The following is a 20565-nucleotide window of genomic DNA, read 5'->3' on the forward strand; positions in this document are numbered from 1 at the left end:
GCTGTGCACCCTGCGTTTTTTACCTTCACTCATTCGCTGTCATCCTTTCGCGGACGACAGCTTAAACCACCGTCTCAGATTCGGGGTCCACTATAGACACCCGGCAGCCCGTGCGCTTCTACGTGTATGGCGATGGAAAGCTGTTGGCCGAAAGCGCGCCGGTGGCGTTTGGCGCCAGGGCGCCGCTGTTGAAGGCGGACGTGCGCGGCGTCAAGCTCATTGAACTCGTGGTGCGAGGATCACAGGCAGCCGATGCATCGCCTGTGGTGGCGACCTGGGGGGATGCCCGGTTGACGCATGCCGCCGGATCCCCGGCTACTGTCCAACGCAGATGATCCTGGTGTCGTATTCGTGGGCGTTGCCTTTCTTCCTGGCGGCCCAGTCGATGACTTCCTGAGCGTCGGCCACCGTCATGACGGTGGCCTTTTCTTTGTTTCTGATAAAGGACACGCCTTCGAACTTGCCCTCTTTGCTGCGCATTACCTTGGCGAATACGGGCGGCTTTCCTTCCTCGGTGCGTTTTTTTTGCTGGACGAGGTAACGCTGGTCGATGGTTTCCATGTGATGTTTTATACGTGGTGGATCAAGACCGCATTTTACGGCGTGTGGTTGGCGAGCGGCTGAAAGACCGGCGCCGTTAACGTCGATACTCCAGCGGTCACATCATGACGGACCATCGTTGCAACGTGTTCCGATGGCCCTGCCCTCCCCTCGCCCGTCCGCGACGGAGCAGCACATTTACACATTTTTGATAATGAGATATCATTCTCATTAAGGAGGCACATCGTCCTGACGGCCCTTGTGCGTCTCCGATTCCCGCATCCCGGCGCCCCGCCTTCACCATCACACCCCTATGATCAGAATCGACCACCTGACCAAACGCTACGGCGAGCGCACCGTCGTCAACGACCTCAATCTGCACGTGCGCGCGATTCCGCATGCCGTCATGCTCACCTGCGCGCTGGCCGCGCCGGCGCTGGCGGAAGACATGGCCGCCGCCGCATCCGCCGACCCGGCCCAGGTCGTCGAAGTCAAGGGGCAGCGCAGCGAGGACGAGCGCCTGGCGCCTGGCACCGGCGCCAGGTCGCTGCCCGGCGGCGTCACCACGGTGACGTCGGAAGACCTCGCCACGCTGGACATCGGACGCGATATTTCGAACGTGTTCCGGCGCGTGCCAGGCGTGGTCGCCAACAATATCGACCAGGGCGACACCGGCAACGGGTTTCGCATGCGCGGCTTCGCCACCCAGGGCACGCACGGCGCCGACACCGCGATCTACATCGACGGCGTGCCGCAGAACACCCCGTCCAGCCAGGGCGGCGCCGGCCACGGCCCGGCATTTCTCGAGTGGATGACCGGCGACATGATCGACACGATCGACGTCATCAAGGGACCGGTCTCGGCGCTGTTTGGCGACCAGAACCGCGCCGGCGCGGTGGCGATCCGCACCCGCGAAGGCGGCGCCGCCACGCCCTCGAGCGCCACGGTGACCGTGGAAAGCTATGGCGGGCGGCGTGGCTCGCTGGTGCTCTCGGGCGAGCATGGCAAGCTGCGCTCGCTGGTCGTGGCCGACCGCTACAGCCTCGATGGCTTCCGCCACGGCGCCTTTACCGATCGCAGCAACCTGTTCTGGAAACTGTCGACCACGATCGGCGACGGCGTCTACAGCCTGCGCGCCACGTACTACAAGTCCGACTCCGCCGGCGCCGGCTACCTGTCGCTGCCGGCCATGCAGGCCGGGCTCGATCCGCATTCGACGATGTACGACCTGCCCGGCTTCGGCGCCGCGCAGCGCAAGACCCTGGTGTTCAACCGCCGCCCGGCATCCGGGGAGGCCGGCTGGTTCGCCACCGCCTACGCCGAGGACTTCGAGCGCAGCCGCGCGATCCAGACCAGCACCACCCAGCACACCTACGGCTACGACGACCGCGGCATCTACGGCGCGCGCGGCGGCAACACCTGGGCCTTCGGCGACGCCGCCGTGCTGACGCTGGGCGCCGAGGCGCGCAAGGACAAGGGCGACGCGTATCGCCAGCAGTACCGCGAACGCCAGCCGACCGCCAACTACGTCAACAACCAGGACCTGGACCTGCTGACCTACGGCGTGTTCGTGCAGGGCCAGTACCGGGTACTGCCCACCGTCAAGCTGCATGGCGGCGCGCGTTACGACCGTTTCGACTACGACCTGGTCAACCTCAAGCTGCCGGCCGCGTCGACCGGCTACAAGGGTTCGGTGATCACGCCGAAGTACGGCGCGATCTGGATCGTCGCGCCCGACCTGGAACTGTACGCCAATATCGCGCAGGGCTTTCGCTCGCCGGCCGCCGAGCAGATCAGCACCAGCGGCAGCCTGGGACCGTTGGGCGCTGCGGGCGGACGCATCAACGCCGGCATCGATCCGAGCCGGGTCCGCTCGCACGATGTCGGGTTCAACGCCAGGCCGCTCGACGGCCTGAGCGTGTCCGGCGCGTTCTACACCATCCAGAACGACGACGAGATCGTCAACACCGCGCCCGACGTGTTCGTGGCCTCGGGCCAGACCACCCGCCGCGGCGTCGAACTCGACCTGCGCTACCAGTTCAGCAGCGCCTTCAGTACCTACCTGAACTATGGCCGCATCCTGCGCGCGCGCCTGGACAACCCGGCCCCCGGCGCCGGCGCCCGCCTGTCGGTGCCGGAGCATACCTGGAAGGCCGGCGTGCAGTACCGCAGCGCACTGGGACCGGGCCGCCTGACGCTGGCCGGCGACGTGTATGTCACGGCCGGCAATCCCTACTACATGGGCACGCCGCTATACGAACGCGATATGCCGACCTATGTGCGCTACGACGTCAAGGCGACCTACGACATCGGCAAGTTCCAGGGCGCGCTGTTCGCGACGCTGCAGCCGCACAGGTTCGCCAGCGACATCGCCTATGGCACGGCGGCCGGACTGGTGGTCACCACGGTGCCAGAGGCCAGCGGCGGTGCATCGCTGCGGTATTTCTTCTGACGCGGCGATAAAGAAGCGGGCGCGTGGCGGGCCGTAGCCCGGGTTCTGGCACATAAATTGCGTTCCGGGTTGGAGAACCCACCATTCCTCCGCCCATGAGCGCATCCGCCCCACACCCCGGCAAGCCGGGCGCCCAGCCGGTCCAGCGCATCGTCAAGATCCGGCGCGACTACAATACCTGGGTCGCCGACGAGACCATCGAGGATTATGCGTTGCGCTTTACCCCGCGCGCATTTCGCAAATGGTCGGTGTTCCGGGTCGCCAATACCGCCTTCGGCGCCATCTCCTTCCTGGTGCTCGAAGCGATCGGCGGCACCATCGCCCTGCAGTACGGTTTCATCAACGCCTTCTGGGCGATCCTGGCGGTGGGGCTGATCATCTTCCTGACCGGCCTGCCGATCAGCTACTATGCGGCGCGCCACGGCGTCGACATGGACCTGCTCACGCGCGGCGCCGGCTTCGGCTATATCGGCTCGACCGTCTCGTCCTTCGTCTACGCCTCGTTCACCTTCATCCTGTTCGCGCTGGAAGCGGCCATCATGGCCTATGCGCTCGAACTGTACTTCGGCCTGCCCCTGTGGCTCGGCTACCTGGCCAGCGCGCTGGTGGTGGTGCCGCTGGTGACGCATGGCGTGACCCTGATCAGCCGCATCCAGATGCTGACCCAGCCGCTCTGGCTCGGGCTGATGGCCCTGCCCTTCATCGCGATCCTGGTGAAGCGCCCGGAGTTGCCGGCCGAGCTGCTGCACTTCGGCGGTGCACAGGGCGGCCATGGCGGCTTCGACATGCTCGCTTTTGGTGCCGCGACCGCCGTCGGCGTGGCCTTGATCACCCAGATCGGCGAACAGGTCGACTTCCTGCGCTTCATGCCGCCTCAAAGCAAGCCCACACTCGGCTGGCACCTGGGCGTGCTGGTCGCCGGTCCCGGCTGGATCGTGCTCGGCATCCTCAAGATGCTGGCCGGAGCCCTGCTCGCCCTGCTGGCGATCGAGGGCGGCGCCAGCCTGGCCGATGCCGTCAATCCAACCCATATGTACCTGGCCGGATTCGGGGAGTTCTTCGACAGCCATGGCGCGGCGCTGCTGGCGACCGTGCTGTTCGTCGTGGTCTCGCAGATCAAGATCAACATGACCAACGCCTATGCCGGTTCGCTGGCCTGGTCGAACTTCTTCGCGCGCCTGACCCACAGCCATCCCGGGCGCGTGGTCTGGGCCTGCTTCAATGCCCTGATCGCGGTGCTGCTGATGGAGATGAACGTGTTCCAGGCGCTCGACCTGGTGCTGGCCCTGTTCTCGAACGTCGCCATCGCCTGGATCGCGGCGGTGGTGGCCGACCTGGTGATCAACAAGCCGCTCGGCGTGAGTCCGCCCGGCATCGAGTTCCGGCGCGCCTACCTGTACGACATCAATCCGGTCGGCGTCGGCGCCATGCTGCTGGCCTCCGTCCTGTCGATCGCCGCCTTCGGCGGCCTGTTCGGCGCCACCGCCCAGGCCTTCTCGGCCTTCATCGCCCTCGCCACCGCCTTCATCGCGGCACCTGTCATCGCCCACGCCACCCGCGGCCGCTACTACATGGCGCGCCAGCCGCACACCGACCCGCCGCGCAGCACCGTGTGCAGCATCTGCGAGAAGGAGTACGAACCGGAGGACATGGCGCAGTGCCCGGCCTACGGCGGCGCGATCTGCTCGCTGTGCTGCTGCCTCGATGCCCGCTGCGACGACGCCTGCAAGCCCCAGGCGCGCATCGCCGTGCAGTGGCAGGCGGCCATGCGCTGGCTGCTGCCGCGCGCCAGCTGGCCCTACCTGGGCGGCGGGCTCGGTCACTACCTGCTCTTGATGACGGTCACCGTGCTGTTCCTGGGCGCCCTCCTCGGCACGCTCTACCTGCACGAAGCCGCCGCCCTGACGAGGAGCGGCGACGTCCGCCTGCTGGCGCCGCTGCAGCTGGCGTTCGTGAAGCTGTTCGGCGCGCTGCTGCTGGTCAGCGCCATCATCGCCTGGTGGCTGGTGCTCAACAGCCAGAGCCGGCGCGTGGCGCAGGAAGAAGCGCAGCAGGCCAAGAAGCAGGCCGACCAGGCCAATCAGGCCAAGAGCCGCTACATCGCCGGCATCAGCCATGAGATCCGCACCCCGCTCAACAGCATCCTCGGCTACGCCCAGCTGCTCGACGACGACCCGTCCATTCCCGACCACCGCCGCCAGGCGATCCGGGTGATCCGCGGCAGCGGCGAACACCTGCTGTCGCTGATCGAGGGAACGCTCGATATCGCACGCATCGAGGGCGGCAAGCTCAGCATCGACATGCGCCCGCTCCGCTTCGACGCTTTCATCGGCCAACTGGTGCGCATGTTCGAGCAGCAGGCCGCCGGCAAGGGCCTGGCCTTCGTCCATGCATGCGACGGCGTGCTGCCGCCGCTGGTACGGGCCGACCGCAAGCGGCTCAGCCAGATCCTGATCAATCTCCTCGGTAACGCCGTCAAGTTCACGGCGCGCGGTGCGATCGTGTTCCGCCTGCGCTATGCGCGCGACATGGCGTACTTCGAGGTCGAGGATTCCGGGCCCGGCATCCTGCCCGAAGAGGTGGAAAGCATCTTCGAGCCGTTCACGCGCGGCAGCGCGGGCAATGCCGGCGACAGCGCCGGCACCGGACTGGGCCTGCCCATCAGCAAGCTGCTCACCGAGCTGATGGGCGGCGAACTGACGCTGCGCCCAAGCGCCGGCGGCGGCAGCGTGTTCGCGGTGCGCCTGCTCCTGCCGCGCGTGCATGGCGACGCGCACAGTCCTGCTACTGGTCAGACCGATGCGCCAGCGCGGCGCCACGGCTATGCCGGCGCCCGGCGCCGCATCCTGGTGGTGGACAACGAGCGCAACGATCGCGAATTCCTGGTCCAGTTGCTGGCGCCGCTGGGCTTCGTGGTCGGCCAGGCGGCATCGGGCGCCGAATGCCTGCAGCGCCAGGCCGGCTTCGCCCCCGACCTGATCCTGATGGACCTCGCCATGCCGGGCATCGACGGCTGGGAGACCAGCCACCTGCTGCGCACCGAGCACGGATGCCTGGCCCCGATCGCGATCGTCTCGGCCAACGCCTACGACAAGGGCTTGCCGAATCCGGCCGGCATCGGCGCCGACGATTTCTTCACCAAGCCGGTCCAGGTCGACGAGCTGCTCGACTGGATCGGACGGCGCCTGCGGCTCGACTGGCTCGGCGCCGCCCCTGCACCCGCACCCGCACCCGCGACCGCAGGCGCCCCGCCTCGCCCGCCTGCGCCTGGCGCACTGGCCGCGCTGCGCGCCCAGCTCGCGGCCGGCTACGTGCGCGGCGTGCGCGCCGAACTGGATCGCCTCGCCGCGCTCGGCGCGGCGCACCACGACTTCGTCGAGCTGATGCGCGGGCATGCGGCCCGCCTCGACCTCGACGCCATGACACGCCTGATCGACACCGGAGAATCCCATGCCGCAAACGATTGAACGACCACCGGGCCCGGTGGTGCTGGTGGTGGACGACGTCCCCGACAACCTCGCCGTGCTGCACGATGCGCTGGACGAATCGGGTTACGCGGTGGTGGTGGCCAACAACGGCGCCACCGCGCTGGAGCGGGCGCGCGCACTGCTGCCCGACATCGTGCTGCTCGACGCCGTGATGCCCGGCATGGATGGCTTCGAGGTCTGCCGCCAGCTCAAGGCCGACCTGCGCACGCGCGCCATTCCCGTGGTGTTCATGACCGGCCTCACCGAGGACGAACACATCCTCGCCGCATTCCAGGCCGGCGTCGCCGACTACGTGACCAAGCCGGTGCGCCAGAGCGAAGTGCTGGCCCGCATCGGCGCCCACATGCGCACCGCCAGCCTGGTCACCCAGGCGCGCAGTGCGCTCGACGCCTTCGGCCACGCGGTGCTGGTGGCCGGCCTGGACGGCCGCATCGCGTGGCAGACGCCGCTGGCGCGCCAGTGGCTGCAGGCCTGGTTCCCGGAGGGCGCCGGGGCCGGCATGCCGGCGCGCGTGGCGCTCTGGCTGCGCGAGGCCGTCGCCGCCCGCGAGCAGGGGCAGGAGCCGGCGCCGCTGGTGCTGGCGCAGGGCACGCGCCGCCTCGGCTTCGAACTGGCCGAAGCGCTCGAGGGCGGCTGCTACTCGATGGTGCTGCGCGAGGAGTCCGACGCCGCCCAGGTCCAGGGCCTGATGGCCGGATTCACGCTGACCCGGCGCGAAGCCGAGGTGCTGCACTGGGTCAGCAAGGGCAAGACCAACCGCGACATCGGCGACATCCTCGGCACCAGTCCGCGCACGGTCAACAAGCATCTCGAGCACGTATTCGCCAAGCTCGGCGTCGAGACGCGCACGGCGGCGGCCTCGCTCGCGATGTCGCGTCCGGCGGCGGCAGGACGGTCCGCTAGACCGCCAGGTGCCGCCTGACCTCGTCGCTGTCCATGGTCGCGCGCGCGCCGGCCGCGACCACCGCGCCGCGCGACAGCACCAGGTAGCGGTCGGCCAGCGCATGGGCGAAGTCGAAGTACTGCTCGCACAGCAGGATCGCCATGTCGCCGCGCGCGCGCAGCAGGCCTATCACGCGCTCGATGTCCTTGATGATCGACGGCTGGATGCCCTCGGTCGGCTCGTCGAGGATCAACAGGCGCGGGCGCTGCAGCAGCGCGCGCGCGATCGCCAGCTGCTGCTGCTGGCCGCCCGACAGGTCGCCCCCGCGCCGCCGCAGCATGTCCTTCAATACCGGAAACAGGACGTACACCTCGGGATCGATGTGGCGTGCCGCGCGGCCCGGCAGGCCGGCCATGCCCATGCGCAGGTTCTCTTCCACCGTCAGGCGCGCGAAGATCTCGCGGCCCTGCGGCACATAGGCGATGCCGGCGGCGGCGCGCGCATGCGGGCTGAGGCGCGTGATGTCGCGGCCGGCGAGCCGGACTCGTCCGGAGGCAACAGGCAGCACGCCCATCAGGCATTTGAGCAGCGTGGTCTTGCCCACGCCGTTGCGGCCCAGCAGGGCCAGGCACTGGCCCTGCGCGAGCGCCAGCGATACGCCGCGCAGGGTGTGCGAAGAGCCATAGTACTGGTTCAGGTCATCGGCTTGCAGCATCATGGTCAGCGTCCCAGGTAGACTTCGATCACACGTTCGTCGGCCTGCACTTCGTCCATGCGGCCCTCGGCCAGCACCGCGCCTTCGTGCAGCACCGTGACCTTGCCCTGGCGGGCGATCTCGGCGACGAAGCCCATGTCGTGCTCCACCACCATGATCGAGTGCCGTCCGCGCAGCTCGTCGAGCAGTTCGGCGGTGCGCGCGGTCTCGGCATCGGACATGCCGGCCACCGGCTCGTCGAGCAGTATCAACGCCGGCTCCTGGATCAGCAGCATGCCGATCTCGAGCCACTGCTTCTGGCCGTGCGACAGCAGGCCGGCCGCGCGCCAGGCGTGATCTTCGAGGCGGATCTGGCGCAGCACCGCGCCGATGCGGTCGCGCTGTTCGCCATCGAGGCGCGCGAACAGGCAGGCGCGCACCCGCTTGTCCATCCTGAGCGCCAGCTCCAGGTTCTCGAACACCGTATGCGATTCGAACACGGTCGGGCGCTGGAACTTGCGGCCGATGCCGGCGCGCGCGATCTGGTGTTCGCTGAGCAGGGCCAGGTCGTGGCGCTGGCCGAACCACACGCGCCCCGAACCCGGTCGCGTCTTGCCGGTGATGACGTCCATCATCGTCGTCTTGCCGGCGCCATTGGGACCGATGATGCAGCGCAGCTCGCCCACCGAGATGTCGAGCGTCAGCCGGTTCAGGGCGCGAAAGCCATCGAAGCTGACGCTCACATCCTCCAGGTACAGGATGGCGCCGTGGCTGGCGTCTAATGTGTCGTCATGGGCGACTCTCATGCCGCTTCCTCCAGTGTTGGCGCCTCGTGCGCGGCCGGCGCCGGCCGCCGGCGCGGAAGGCGCAGTCCGAGCAGGCCCTTCGGCATCAGGAGCGTGACCAGGATGAACAGCAGGCCGAGCGCGAACAGCCACAGGTCGGGAAAGGCGGCGGTGAACCAGCTCTTGAGGCCATTCACGGTGAATGCGCCCAGGATCGCCCCCAGCAGCGTGCCGCGGCCGCCCACCGCCACCCAGATCACCATCTCGATCGAGTTCGCCGGCGACATCTCGGACGGATTGACGATGCCGACCTGCGGCACGTACAGCGCGCCGGCGATGCCGCACAATACCGCCGACAGGGTCCACACGAACAGCTTGAACCACAAGGGGTCGTAGCCCAGGAACATCAGGCGCGGCTCGGCGTCGCGCACACCCTGCAATATGCGGCCCAGGCGCGAGGCGACCAGCCAGCGGCACAGGCACAGCGCGCCGACCATGAAGGCCAATGTGGCCAGGTACAGCGCGGCGCGGGTGCCTGGCGCCGTGATGTCGTAGCCCAGGATGCGGCGAAAGTCGGTGAAGCCGTTGTTGCCGCCGAAGCCGGTATCGTTGCGGAAGAACAGCAGCATGCCGGCATACGCCAGGGCCTGCGTGATTATCGAGAAATACACGCCCTTGATGCGCGAGCGGAAGGCGAAGTAGCCGAACACGAAGGCCAGCACACCCGGCGCCAGCACCACCAGCGCCATGCAGTACCAGAAGCTGTCGGTCATGGCCCAGAACCAGGGCAGTTCCTGCCAGTCGAGAAAGACCATGAAGTCGGGCAGCGCGCTGCCGTACACGCCGTCGCGGCCGATCGCGCGCATCAGGTACATGCCGTGGGCGTAGGCGCCCAGCGCGAAGAACAGCGCGTGGCCCAGCGACAGGATGCCGGTGTAGCCCCACACCAGGTCGAGCGCCAGCGCGGCCAGCGCGTAGCACATGAACTTGCCGACCAGCGCCAGCGTATAGCCGGAGACGTGCAGCGCATGCTCGGGCGGAAACGCCAGGTGCAGCAGCGGCAACAGCGCCGCCAGCAGCGCCAGCGCGGCGATCGATACGCCCGTGAAGGTCCTCGGCTTCGTCATTCCACGCTCCTTCCCTTGAGGGCGAACAGTCCCTGCGGCCGCAGCTGGATGAAGACGACGATGAACACCAGGATGCCGATCTTGGCCGGCACGGCGCCGGCGAGCGGCTCCAGCAGCTTGTTCAATTCGCCCAGGCCGAGCGCCGCGATCACGGTGCCGGCCAACTGGCCGACGCCGCCCAGCACCACCACCATGAACGAATCGATGATGTAGGCCTGGCCCAGGTCGGGACCGACGTTGCCCAGCTGCGACAGCGCCACGCCGCCCAGGCCGGCGATGCCGGAACCCAGGCCGAAGGTCAGCATGTCGATGCGCCCGGTGGGCACGCCGACGCAGTCGGCCATGCGCCGGTTCTGCATCACGGCGCGCACGAACAGCCCGAGCCGGGTGGCGTTGAGCAGCAGCCAGACGGCGGCCGTCACCAGGATCGCGAACACGATGATCGCGATGCGGTTGTAGGGCAGCACCAGCGAGCCGAGCACCGTCACCCCGCCCGACATCCAGGCCGGATTGGCCACCTCGACGTTCTGGGCCCCGAACAGCGTGCGCACACCCTGCATCAGCACCAGGCTGATGCCCCAGGTGGCGAGCAGGGTTTCCAGCGGACGGCCATACAGCCAGCGGATCACTGTGCGCTCGATCGCCATGCCGGCCAGGGCCGCCACCGCGAAAGCGGCCGGCAACGCCGCCAGCAGGTACAGATCGAGCGCGTCCGGCAGGTAGCGCCGGAACAGGGTCTGCACCAGCCAGGTCGTGTAGGCCCCGATCATCAGCAGTTCGCCATGCGCCATATTGATCACGCCCATCAGGCCGAAGGTGATGGCCAGCCCCAGCGCGGCCAGCAGCAGCACGCTGCCCAGCGACAGTCCCTGGAACAGGTGGCCGGCCAGGTCGGCGCGGCGCAGGCGGCCGTCGAGGACGGCCAGCGCCCGGGCCGCGGCGACCCGCACCGCATCAATCGGCTCGGCGCCCGGCTCCAGCAGCGCCTGCAGCAGCGGACGCTGGGCGGCGCCGCCGAGCTCTCCCAGCTGCTGCGCGGCGACGCGGCGTTGCGCCGGATCGTCCGCGCCCAGGCCGGCGCGCGCCACCAGCAGCGCCAGCAGCGCGCGCACCGCGTCATCGGTTTCCGCGGCCAGGGCGCGCCGCGCCAGCGGCAGCTGGGCCGGGTCGGGCTCGGCGGCGAGCATGGCGCGCGCCGCCGCCAGCCGCCGCGCGCCCTGCGGCGCCATCAGGTCCATTCCGGAGAGCGCCGCCGCGATGGCGGTGCGCAGGCGGTTGTTGACGACGATCGTCTCGGCGCCCTCGGGCATCTCGCCCTGCGGGCCGGCGATGCCGACCTGCCCGTCGGCGGTGGCGTACAGGGCGTCGTTTTGCAGCGCGCGCAGCAACTCCGCCGCCTGCGGCGTCGCCAGCGCGCCGAGCGCCGCCACCGCCTCGACCCGGGCGTCGGGATCGTCGCCGGCCAGCGGCTGCAGCAGCGCCGGCGCCACGCCGGCCGGCGCGGCCAGGGCGGCGCCGGCCGCCAGCCAGAGCCAGAATGCGGCAGCGCCCAGCAGTGCGCGTAGCAGGTGAACCATCATGCGGCTTCTCCCCGGTCTCGGCGTTGAAAGTCGGCGCCGGTCACAGCTTCTGTTTGCTCTCGTTGCCCTTGATATAGGGGCTCCAGGGCTGGGCGCGGATCGGCGCCTTGCTCTTCCAGACCACGTTGAACTGGCCGTCGGCCCTGATCTCGCCGATCATCACCGGCTTGTGCAGGTGATGGTTGCTCGCATCCATGGTCAGCGTGAACCCGGACGGCGCCTTGAACGACTGGCCCGCCATGGCCGCGATCACCTTGTCGGTGTCGACCGACTTCGCCTTCTCGACCGCCTGCGCCCACATGTGGATGCCGACATAGGTCGCTTCCATCGGGTCGTTGGTGACCGCCTTGTCCGCGTTCGGCAGCTTTTTGGCGGCCGCGTAGGCGCGCCACTTTCTGGTGAAGTCGGCGTTGACCGGGTTCTTCACCGACCCGAAGTAATTCCAGGCCGCCAGGTGGCCGACCAGCGGCCGGGTATCGACGCCGCGCAACTCTTCCTCGCCGACCGAGAACGCCACCACCGGCACCTCGGTCGCCTTCAGGCCGGCGTTGCCCAGCTCCTTGTAGAACGGGACGTTGGAGTCGCCGTTGATGGTCGAGATCACGGCGGTCTTGCCGCCCGCCGAGAACTTCTTGATGTTGGCGACGATCGTCTGGTAGTCGGCATGGCCGAACGGCGTATACGCTTCCTGGATGTCGCTGTCCTTCACCCCTTTGCTTTTCAGGAAAGCGCGCAGGATCTTGTTGGTGGTGCGCGGATACACATAGTCGGTGCCGAGCAGGACGAAGCGGCGCGCCCCGCCGCCGTCCTTGCTCATCAGGTATTCGACCGCGGGAATCGCCTGCTGGTTGGGCGCGGCGCCGGTGTAGAACACGTTCTTCTCGAGCTCTTCGCCTTCGTACTGCACGGGGTAGAACAGCAGGCCATTGAGTTCCTTGAACACCGGCAGCACCGACTTGCGCGACACCGAGGTCCAGCAGCCGAACACCGCGGCCACCTTGTCCTTGGCGATCAGCTGGCGCGCCTTCTCGGCGAACAGCGGCCAGTTCGAGGCCGGATCGACCACCACCGGCTCGAGCTTGCGGCCCAGCACCCCGCCCCTGGCGTTGATTTCCTCGATGGCCATCAGGGCCACGTCCTTGAGCGTGGTTTCCGAGATCGCCATGGTGCCGGACAGCGAATGCAGGATGCCGACCTTGATGGTGTCGGCGGCCACGGCCGGCAGGCTGCCGCCCAGCACGGCGGTGGCGGCGGCGATGCGGGTCAGGCTGGCGATGAAACGGCGGCGCTGTTGCATGGGGAGTGCTCCTGGTGGATGAGGAATGCGAAAAGCTTAGCGAGGCGCACCAGCCCCGCCCATACGTCAACTGACGTAGTGGCGCGACCGGCGCCGATCTACGTCACTTATCTACGTCACTTATCTACGTCACTTAGCGTATTGAGCCCGCGTGGCCGGCCCGGGATACTGACGAGGCAGCGCACAGCGTTCTCGCAACTGACCGCCAACCCCACAGGCATATCATGGACAAACACCCAAGCGCTCCTCCCCTTTCCACCGCGTTCTGGACGCTGGCCGATTGGGCCGCCGCCTACCGCAACGGCGCCGAGCCGGCCGCGCTGCTGGCGCCGCTGGTCGCCGCCCTGGACGACGCCGACCCGGCCTGGATCACACGCCTCGATCACGCCGCGCTCGCCGCGCGCCTGGAACGGCTGGCGCAGCAGCGTGAAGCGGCAGGGGACGACAGTCTTGCGCTGTACGGCGTGCCGTTCGCGGTAAAAGACAATATCGACGTGGCCGGCCTGCCGACCACCTGCGCCTGCCCCGATTTCGCCTACCTGCCCGAGGCCAGCGCCGCCGTCATCGAGCGCCTGGAAGCGGCCGGCGCGGTGGTGATCGGCAAGACCAACCTCGACCAGTTCGCCACCGGCCTGGTGGGCACCCGCTCGCCCCATGGCGCGGTGCCCAACGCCTTCGATCCGGCCTACATCAGCGGCGGCTCGAGTTCGGGCTCGGCCTCGGTCGTGGCGCGCGGCCTGGTGCCGTTCGCGCTCGGCACCGACACCGCCGGCTCGGGCCGGGTCCCAGCCGGCCACAACAACCTGGTGGGCTTGAAGCCGACGCGCGGACTGGTGTCCACCCGCGGCCTGGTCCCGGCCTGCCGCTCGCTCGACTGCATCACCGTGCTGGCCCTCGGCGTGGACGACGCCGCCGCGGCGCTGCGCATCATGGCCGGCTACGACGCCGACGATCCCTATTCGCGCCGCGCGCCGCCACGCCCGGCGGCGTGGCCGGCGCGGCCGGTGCTGGGCGTGCCGCTCGATCCCGACTGGTTCGGCGACAGCCACGCGCGCCAGGCGCACGAGGACGCGCTGCGGCGCCTCGAAGCCGATGGCGTGGAACTCAAGCCGGTCGACTTTAGCCCGCTGTTCGAGACGGCCGCGCTGCTCTACGAAGGGCCATGGGTGGGCGAGCGCTACGCCGCGATCGAAAGCCTGATGCAAGACCATCCCGAGTCGGTGCATCCGACCGTGCGCGCCATCGTCGCCGGGGCCACCGGTTTCAGCGCGGTCGACGCCTACCAGGCCGAGTACCGGCGCATGGCGCTGGCGCGCCAGGCCGAAGCCCTGATGGCGGGCCTCGACGGCCTGCTGGTGCCGACCGCGCCCACCATCCCCACGATCGAGGACGTGTTGGCCGACCCGGTGGCCCTGAATTCGCGCATGGGTGTGTACACCAACTTCGTCAACTTGCTGGACTGGAGCGCGATCGCGGTGCCGGCCGGGATGCGCGCCGACGGCCTGCCGGCCGGCCTCACCCTGATCGCCCCCGGCTGGCACGAGGCGCGCCTGCTGGAGTTCGGCCGGCGCTGGCAGGCGGCCTCGCCCTGGCTGCGCGGGGCGTCGAAGCGGCCGCTGCCCCTGCCGGCGGCGCCGGCGCCGGCGCTCGAAGGACAGGTCGTGGTCGCGGTGGTCGGCGCGCACCTGTCGGGCATGCCGCTCAACTGGCAACTGGCCGAACGCGGTGCGGTATTGCTGGAGACCGCCCACACCTCGCCCGCCTACCGCCTGTACGCGCTGCCCGGCACGGTCCCGCCCAAGCCGGGCCTGGTGCGCACCGGCGACGGCGCCCCGATCGCGCTCGAACTGTGGGCGATGCCGGTCGAACGCTTCGGCTCTTTCGTGGCCTCGATCCAGGCGCCGCTGGGCATCGGCACGCTGGAACTGGCCAATGGCCGCAGCGTGCAGGGCTTCGTGTGCGAAGCCTGGGCCACCGCCGGCGCCGAGGACATCACGGCGCTGGGCGGCTGGCGCGCCTATATCGCCCGCCGCTCACCCGCCGACCATCCGCCGCCACCCTGAACGGAGTACGCCACCATGTTCCATACTGTTTTGATCGCCAACCGCGGAGAAATCGCCGTGCGCATCGCCCGCACGCTCAAGAAAATGGGTATCCGCTCGGTTGCCGTCCATTCGGACGCCGACCGCGACAGCCTGCACGTCGCCGCCGCCGACGTGGCCGTCGCCCTGGGCGGCGACAGCGCCGCCGAGAGCTATCTGCGCGGCGAGCGCATCATCGAGATCGCACGCGCCACCGGCGCCCAGGCCATCATCCCGGGCTACGGCTTCCTGTCCGAGAACACCGCGTTCGCCGAACAGTGCGCGGCGGCCGGCATCGTGTTCGTCGGCCCGACGCCCGAGCAGGTGCGGCGCTTCGGCCTGAAGCACACCGCGCGCGAGATCGCGGCAGCCGCCGGGGTGCCGCTCGCGCCCGGCACCGGCCTGCTGCAGGACATCGAGCAAGCGCGCACGGCCGCCCTGGAGATCGGCTATCCGGTCATGCTCAAGAGCACCGCGGGGGGCGGCGGCATCGGCCTGTCGCGCTGCGACGACGAGGCGGAGCTGGAAGCGGCCTTCGCCTCGGTGCAGCGCCTGGGCCAGAACTTCTTCAAGGACAGCGGCGTATTCATCGAGCGCTTCGTCGCCGACGCCCGCCACGTCGAAGTGCAGATCTTCGGCGATGGCCGCGGCCGGGTCGTGGCGCTCGGCGAGCGCGATTGCTCGGTGCAGCGCCGCAACCAGAAAGTGATCGAGGAGACCCCGGCCCCGCACCTGCCGCCGGCCACCCGCGCCGCCATGCTGGACGCCGCCGTGCGCCTGGGCCAGGCGGTCGACTACGTCTCGGCCGGCACCGTCGAATTCATCTACGACGGCGCGCGCGACGCCTTCTACTTCCTGGAGGTGAACACCCGCCTGCAGGTCGAGCACCCGATCACCGAGGCCGTAACAAGCCTCGACCTGGTCGAATGGATGGTCCGCATCGCCGCCGGCGAGCCGCCTTCGTTAGACGACCTGGCGCCGCCGCAGGGCGCGGCGATCGAAGTGCGGGTGTATGCCGAGAACCCGGCGCGCGACTTCCAGCCGGCGCCGGGCGTGCTGACCGAGGTGGCTTTCCCGGAGCACGTGCGGGTCGACACCTGGGTACGCACCGGCACCGAGGTATCGGCGCACTACGACCCCATGATCGCCAAGATCATCGCCCATGGCGCCGACCGCGAGGATGCGCGCAAGAAGCTCCTGGCGGCGCTGGACGCCACCCGCCTGCACGGCAGCGCCACCAATCTCGACTACCTGCGCGGCATCCTGGCCAGCCGCGCCTTCATTGAAGGCCGGGTATCGACCGCCTTCCTCGACCGCTACACCCACGTCTCGCCCCTGGTCGAGGTGCTCAGCGGCGGCACCTACACCACGGTGCAGGACTACCCGGGCCGCGCCGGCTACTGGGACATCGGCGTGCCGCCCTCGGGCCCGATGGACGACCTGGCGTTTCGCCTGGCCAACCGCATCGTCGGCAATCCCGAAGATGCCGCCGGCCTCGAATGCACGCTGCAGGGCCCGACGCTGCGCTTCCACGGCGACGCGCTGATCGCGCTGACCGGCGCGCCGGCCGAGGCCACCCTCGACGACGGCGCCCCGCTGGCCTGGTGGCAGCCGATCGCGGTGCGCGCCGGCCAGGTGCTGCGCATGGGGCGCGCGGCGAGCGGCTGCCGCAGCTACATCGCCTTGCGCCACGGCCTCGACGTCCCCGACTACCTGGGCAGCAAGTCGACCTTCGTCCTCGGGAAATTCGGCGGCCACGCGGGGCGCACGCTGGGCGTGGGCGACGTGCTGCCGATCTGCCGGCCCGGGGCTGCGCCCCTGGACGCGCCGCGCGCGCTGGCGCCGGCGCTGGCGCCGGCCTACGGCAGCCACTGGGACATCGGGGTGCTGTACGGCCCGCACGGCGCGCCGGATTTTTTCACCGAGGACAGCATCGCGACCTTCTTCGCCACCGACTACGAGGTGCACTACAACTCGAACCGGCTGGGCGTGCGCCTGCTCGGCCCGAAGCCGGAATGGACGCGCAGCGACGGCGGCGAGGCCGGCCTGCACCCGTCGAACGTGCACGACTGCGTGTACGCGATCGGCAGCGTCAACTTCACGGGCGACACGCCGGTGATCCTCACCTGCGACGGGCCGAGCCTGGGCGGCTTCGTGTGCCCGGTCACGATCGCCCGCGCCGAGCTGTGGAAGGTGGGCCAGGTCAAGCCGGGCGACACGATCCGCTTCCGGCGTATCGGTTTCGACGACGCGCTCGCGCTGGAACTGGCCATGGATAGCGCGATTCGCGACCTTGGCCCCCTGCCCGGCCTGCCCGTGCAAGCGCCGGCCGCCATGTCGAGCTGCATACTGGCCACGCTACCGGCCAGCGGCACGCGCCCGGCGGTGGCCTACCGCCAGGCCGGCGACAAGTACATCCTGCTCGAATACGGCCCGAACGTGCTGGACCTGCGCGCGCGGCTGCGCGTGCACCTGCTGATGGAGGCGCTGACCGCCCTGCGCCTGCCGGGCGTGCGGGAGCTGTCGCCCGGCGTGCGCTCGGTGCAGATCCACTACGACAGCCGGGTGCTGGCGCAGGCCGCGCTGCTGGGTCACCTGATGGCGCTGGAGACGCAACTGCCCGACGTCGCCGGCCTGCGGGTGCCGAGCCGCATCGTGCACCTGCCGCTGGCGTTCGAGGATTCGGCGACGCTCGGCGCCGTCGCGCGCTACCGCGAAACGGTCAAGGCCGAGGCGCCCTGGCTGCCGAACAACGTCGATTTCATCCAGCGCATCAATGGGCTGGACAGCCGCGACATGGTGCGCGACGCGATATTCGACGCCAGCTACATGGTGATGGGCCTGGGCGACGTCTACCTGGGCGCCCCATGCGCGGTGCCGCTCGACCCGCGCCACCGCCTGCTGACCTCCAAGTACAACCCGGCGCGCACCCATACCGCCGAAGGCACGGTGGGAATCGGCGGCATCTATATGTGCATCTACGGGATGGATTCGCCCGGCGGCTACCAGCTGGTCGGACGCACGGTGCCGATCTGGAATAAATTTTTGCACAACCGCCAGTTCGGCAACGAGCCGTGGCTGCTGCGCTTCTTTGACCGGGTGCGCTTCTATCCGGTGAGCGAGGCCGAGCTCGAGCGACTCCGCGACGACTTCCGTGCAGGGCGCGCCCAGGTGCGGATCGAAGACGCGCTGTTCGACCTGGATGAACACGAGCGCCGGCTGGCGGCGGATGCCGGCGCCATCGAGGCCTTCAGGGCGCGGCAGCAAGCTGCGTTCGCGGCCGAGGTGGCGCTGTGGCATGGCGACGTGGGCGCCGGCGCGGCGCATGAGGACGAGAACCAGCCTGAATCGACCGATGGTGCGGGATCCACGGTCGCCGCGGAAATGTCGGGGAATGTGTGGAAGCTGATGGTGGAACCAGGCCAGGCGGTGCGGGCCGGAGAAGTGGTGGCCATCCTCGAGGCGATGAAGATGGAGTTTTCGGTGCAGGCGCCGCACGCGGGGACGGTCACCGCCGTGTATTGCCGGGCCGGCAGGATGGTGCATGCGGGGCAGGCGCTGTTCGCGCTCGATCCGGTCGATGCCTGTGCGGGGGTGGCGGCGTGACCCGGTGGCGCCAACCTCACCCTCGACATGGCGGATCCAAGAAGGGACAAGGCTGACGTGTTCAGAGAGGCGAGCAAGATGTTTTTCAGGGTGCGGCCTGCTCAAGGGCTTGCCGCTCCAGGGGGGGCATCTCGAGACATTCTCGACATGTTTCTGCAGTGCCCGCGCGCGACCGATATCGAGCGCCGGCGCGCGGCAAGTCTTCGGTACTACTTCGGCACTACAGATCCAGTTCCCACGTCTCGTTGATCATGGCCTTGCCGAAGGCATGCACGGGTTCTTCAGCGACAAGCACATAGCCTTTGTTGCGGTAGATATGGCGCGCGTCCTCTTGATGGTTGGTCGTCCAGAGACGCATCCGTCTGTAGCCAGCATTCCGGGCGAACTCGTGACATGTATCAACCAGATGCGCGCCCAATCCCGAGCCACGCGCCTGCTCCGCCACCAGAAGCAAACGTAGCTTTGCGACGCCCGCCTCTCCACTGCGCGTTATCGCAATCGAACCGACGCGCTCTCCCCCCATTTCGGCAATCCAACAGCGCTCGGCTGCCGGGTCGAAATCGTGCTCCAGATCACCACAAATCTGTTCCACCATTGTTTCAAAGCTGCTGTCCCAACCCTGCTGCTCTACATAGAATTCACCGTGGCGCCGGGCAATCCACGCCAAGTCCCCGGGCTGATGGGTGCGCACGACAAAAGGTTGAGCAAATTTCATGACCCCTTTTTTCTCTAGCAGCGTCTGGATCGTGGCCATGGCATCGAGCAAGCGTTGCTGATCAGCCTCGTCAAAACGCGCCAGCATGTCCCCCACTTCTTCGCAGGAACGGCGATCCAGTGGTTCGTAGACCGCGCGGCCATGGTCCGTCAGGTGAAGCAGCTTGGCGCGGCCGTCGACCGCAGAAGCGATCTTGGCGACCATTCCCGCGGACTCGAATCTCCCGACAATACGACTCAAATAGCCGCGATCCAGACCGAGCTGGCGGCAAAGGGCTGCTGGTTGTTGGTCGCCGTGATGCGCCAGCTCATACAGTACACGCAGCTCCGTCAAGGTGAATTCGGTTTGCAGGAGTCTTTCGCTGAGCACACCGATGTGGCGCGTGAAGAATCGGTTGTACGAGCGGACTAGCGCAATTTTTTCAGAGTTTGGCGAGGCGGGCATCGATGCTCCAGCATAGGAAACACGCCGATTGTGCGCGATATTGCTGACTCAGTCAACAAAATGGCCGAATCAGGTCGCTGGCGACCGGGTTCGGCGCGATCCTCGGGGGATGAGGTGGTCTATGACGTAAGCGTGGAAAACTCGCAACAATGTTAAAAAACGAATCGTGCGCGTAAAAAAAATTCTTCGCTTGTCTTACTATGTTCCATTAACAATTTTTTAACAACCAAGGAACAAGTTTAATGAAGACCGTCTCGCTCCGCCTCCTGTCCAGCCTGGTCCTGATGGCCGCTTCGTTCTCGGCCTCGGCCGGTCCTCACGTGGTCAAGGCGCTTGAAATCAAGGGCGTGTTCAATGAAAAAGTTGGCCCTGCGCCGCAATGTGCGTCCACCCTCGGCGGCAAGCTCGCCGGCCACGGCGAGACGGCCGAAGGAACGCCGGTCGCGTTCGTCGGCGGAGATTGCTTCGCCCAGTCTGGCACCACATTCACCTTCAGCAATGGCAAGTTCGTCCTGCTGTATCCAAACGGCGACCAGATTTTCGCCAACTACGGTGGCCAGTTCGTCCCCACCGGCGCAGGCACTGCCTACGTCATGAACGGCGGCACCTTCACCATCACCGGCGGCACCGGCACCTATGCTCGCGCAACCGGCGGCGGCTACCTGACCGGCACCGAAGACTTGTCCAACGGCGCCGGCACGATCGGGTTATCGGGTCGTGTTTACTACAAGCAGAAGTGATCGCTGAAACAGCGCCAAGCCGCGCTGATACTGCGTCGTGACGGACAAGGTAAAAAGAGCGGGATGTATCGCGCTCTTTTTACATCCAGCTCGTTTTTTGAATAGCCACTCATTGGCTTGCAAGATAGCTGGG

General features: G+C 68.2%; 14 protein-coding genes. 7 read left to right on the forward strand and 7 right to left on the reverse strand.

Annotated features, from left to right (window positions below; all coding sequences use genetic code 11):
- Positions 1-110 precede the first annotated feature (110 nt).
- Positions 111-335, forward strand: coding sequence for an NPCBM/NEW2 domain-containing protein (locus ABIB42_RS23875; RefSeq protein WP_429249099.1), 225 nt, complete (start codon positions 111-113; stop codon positions 333-335).
- Here ABIB42_RS23875 and ABIB42_RS23880 read toward each other — a convergent pair.
- Complete coding sequence (locus tag ABIB42_RS23880) at positions 316-561, reverse strand: hypothetical protein (protein ID WP_005667085.1); 246 nt, start codon at positions 559-561, stop codon at positions 316-318. The two genes, ABIB42_RS23875 and ABIB42_RS23880, sit on opposite strands and share 20 nt — an antisense overlap.
- 292 nt (positions 562-853) lie before the next feature.
- On the opposite strand from ABIB42_RS23880, the gene ABIB42_RS23885 reads away from it, so the two are divergent.
- From ABIB42_RS23885 to ABIB42_RS23895, 3 genes are all read left to right on the forward strand, one after another.
- On the forward strand, positions 854-2992 hold the full coding sequence (locus ABIB42_RS23885) for a TonB-dependent receptor domain-containing protein (RefSeq protein ID WP_429249100.1): 2139 nt from the start codon (positions 854-856) through the stop codon (positions 2990-2992).
- 95 nt (positions 2993-3087) lie between these two features.
- Entirely contained in the window at positions 3088-6459 is a 3372-nt protein-coding gene (locus tag ABIB42_RS23890; protein ID WP_429249101.1) for an ATP-binding protein, read from the forward strand.
- Entirely contained in the window at positions 6443-7402 is a 960-nt protein-coding gene (locus tag ABIB42_RS23895; RefSeq protein WP_005667082.1) for a response regulator transcription factor, read from the forward strand. The genes ABIB42_RS23890 and ABIB42_RS23895 overlap by 17 nt, the downstream gene beginning before the upstream one ends.
- On the opposite strand, the gene urtE is transcribed toward ABIB42_RS23895, so the two are convergent.
- The 5 genes from urtE to urtA are packed head-to-tail and all read right to left on the reverse strand — an operon-like array spanning position 7380 to position 12846.
- Positions 7380-8078, reverse strand: a complete 699-nt coding sequence (urtE, locus tag ABIB42_RS23900; RefSeq protein ID WP_040776624.1) for an urea ABC transporter ATP-binding subunit UrtE — start codon at positions 8076-8078, stop codon at positions 7380-7382. The two genes, ABIB42_RS23895 and urtE, sit on opposite strands and share 23 nt — an antisense overlap.
- A gap of 5 nt (positions 8079-8083) precedes the next feature.
- Positions 8084-8863 (reverse strand): urea ABC transporter ATP-binding protein UrtD, encoded by a 780-nt coding sequence (urtD, locus tag ABIB42_RS23905; protein WP_005667080.1) that lies wholly within the window; start codon positions 8861-8863, stop codon positions 8084-8086.
- Positions 8860-9969, reverse strand: coding sequence for an urea ABC transporter permease subunit UrtC (urtC, locus tag ABIB42_RS23910; RefSeq protein WP_429249102.1), 1110 nt, complete (start codon positions 9967-9969; stop codon positions 8860-8862). Before urtC ends, urtD begins: the two co-directional genes overlap by 4 nt.
- Positions 9966-11546, reverse strand: a complete 1581-nt coding sequence (gene urtB, locus ABIB42_RS23915) for an urea ABC transporter permease subunit UrtB (protein WP_429249115.1) — start codon at positions 11544-11546, stop codon at positions 9966-9968. The genes urtC and urtB overlap by 4 nt, the downstream gene beginning before the upstream one ends.
- A gap of 43 nt (positions 11547-11589) precedes the next feature.
- Positions 11590-12846, reverse strand: coding sequence for an urea ABC transporter substrate-binding protein (urtA, locus tag ABIB42_RS23920; protein ID WP_429249103.1), 1257 nt, complete (start codon positions 12844-12846; stop codon positions 11590-11592).
- A gap of 224 nt (positions 12847-13070) precedes the next feature.
- Here urtA and atzF point away from each other — a divergent pair, with 224 nt between their 5' ends.
- Complete coding sequence (gene atzF / locus ABIB42_RS23925; RefSeq protein ID WP_429249104.1) at positions 13071-14909, forward strand: allophanate hydrolase; 1839 nt, start codon at positions 13071-13073, stop codon at positions 14907-14909.
- Positions 14910-14924: 15 nt separating this feature from the next.
- Positions 14925-18533, forward strand: a complete 3609-nt coding sequence (gene uca / locus ABIB42_RS23930; RefSeq protein ID WP_429249105.1) for an urea carboxylase — start codon at positions 14925-14927, stop codon at positions 18531-18533.
- A 220-nt stretch (positions 18534-18753) separates the two neighbouring features.
- Here uca and ABIB42_RS23935 read toward each other — a convergent pair whose 3' ends face one another.
- The gene (locus ABIB42_RS23935; protein ID WP_429249106.1) at positions 18754-19692 is read right to left on the reverse strand and encodes a bifunctional helix-turn-helix transcriptional regulator/GNAT family N-acetyltransferase; all 939 of its coding nucleotides are present in this window, start codon (positions 19690-19692) and stop codon (positions 18754-18756) included.
- A 242-nt stretch (positions 19693-19934) separates the two neighbouring features.
- Here ABIB42_RS23935 and ABIB42_RS23940 point away from each other — a divergent pair, with 242 nt between their 5' ends.
- Entirely contained in the window at positions 19935-20432 is a 498-nt protein-coding gene (locus ABIB42_RS23940) for a hypothetical protein (protein ID WP_273029383.1), read from the forward strand.
- Positions 20433-20565 lie beyond the last annotated feature (133 nt).

The organism is Massilia sp. UYP32, assembly GCF_050434365.1.
Classification (GTDB): domain Bacteria; phylum Pseudomonadota; class Gammaproteobacteria; order Burkholderiales; family Burkholderiaceae_D; genus Telluria; species Telluria timonae.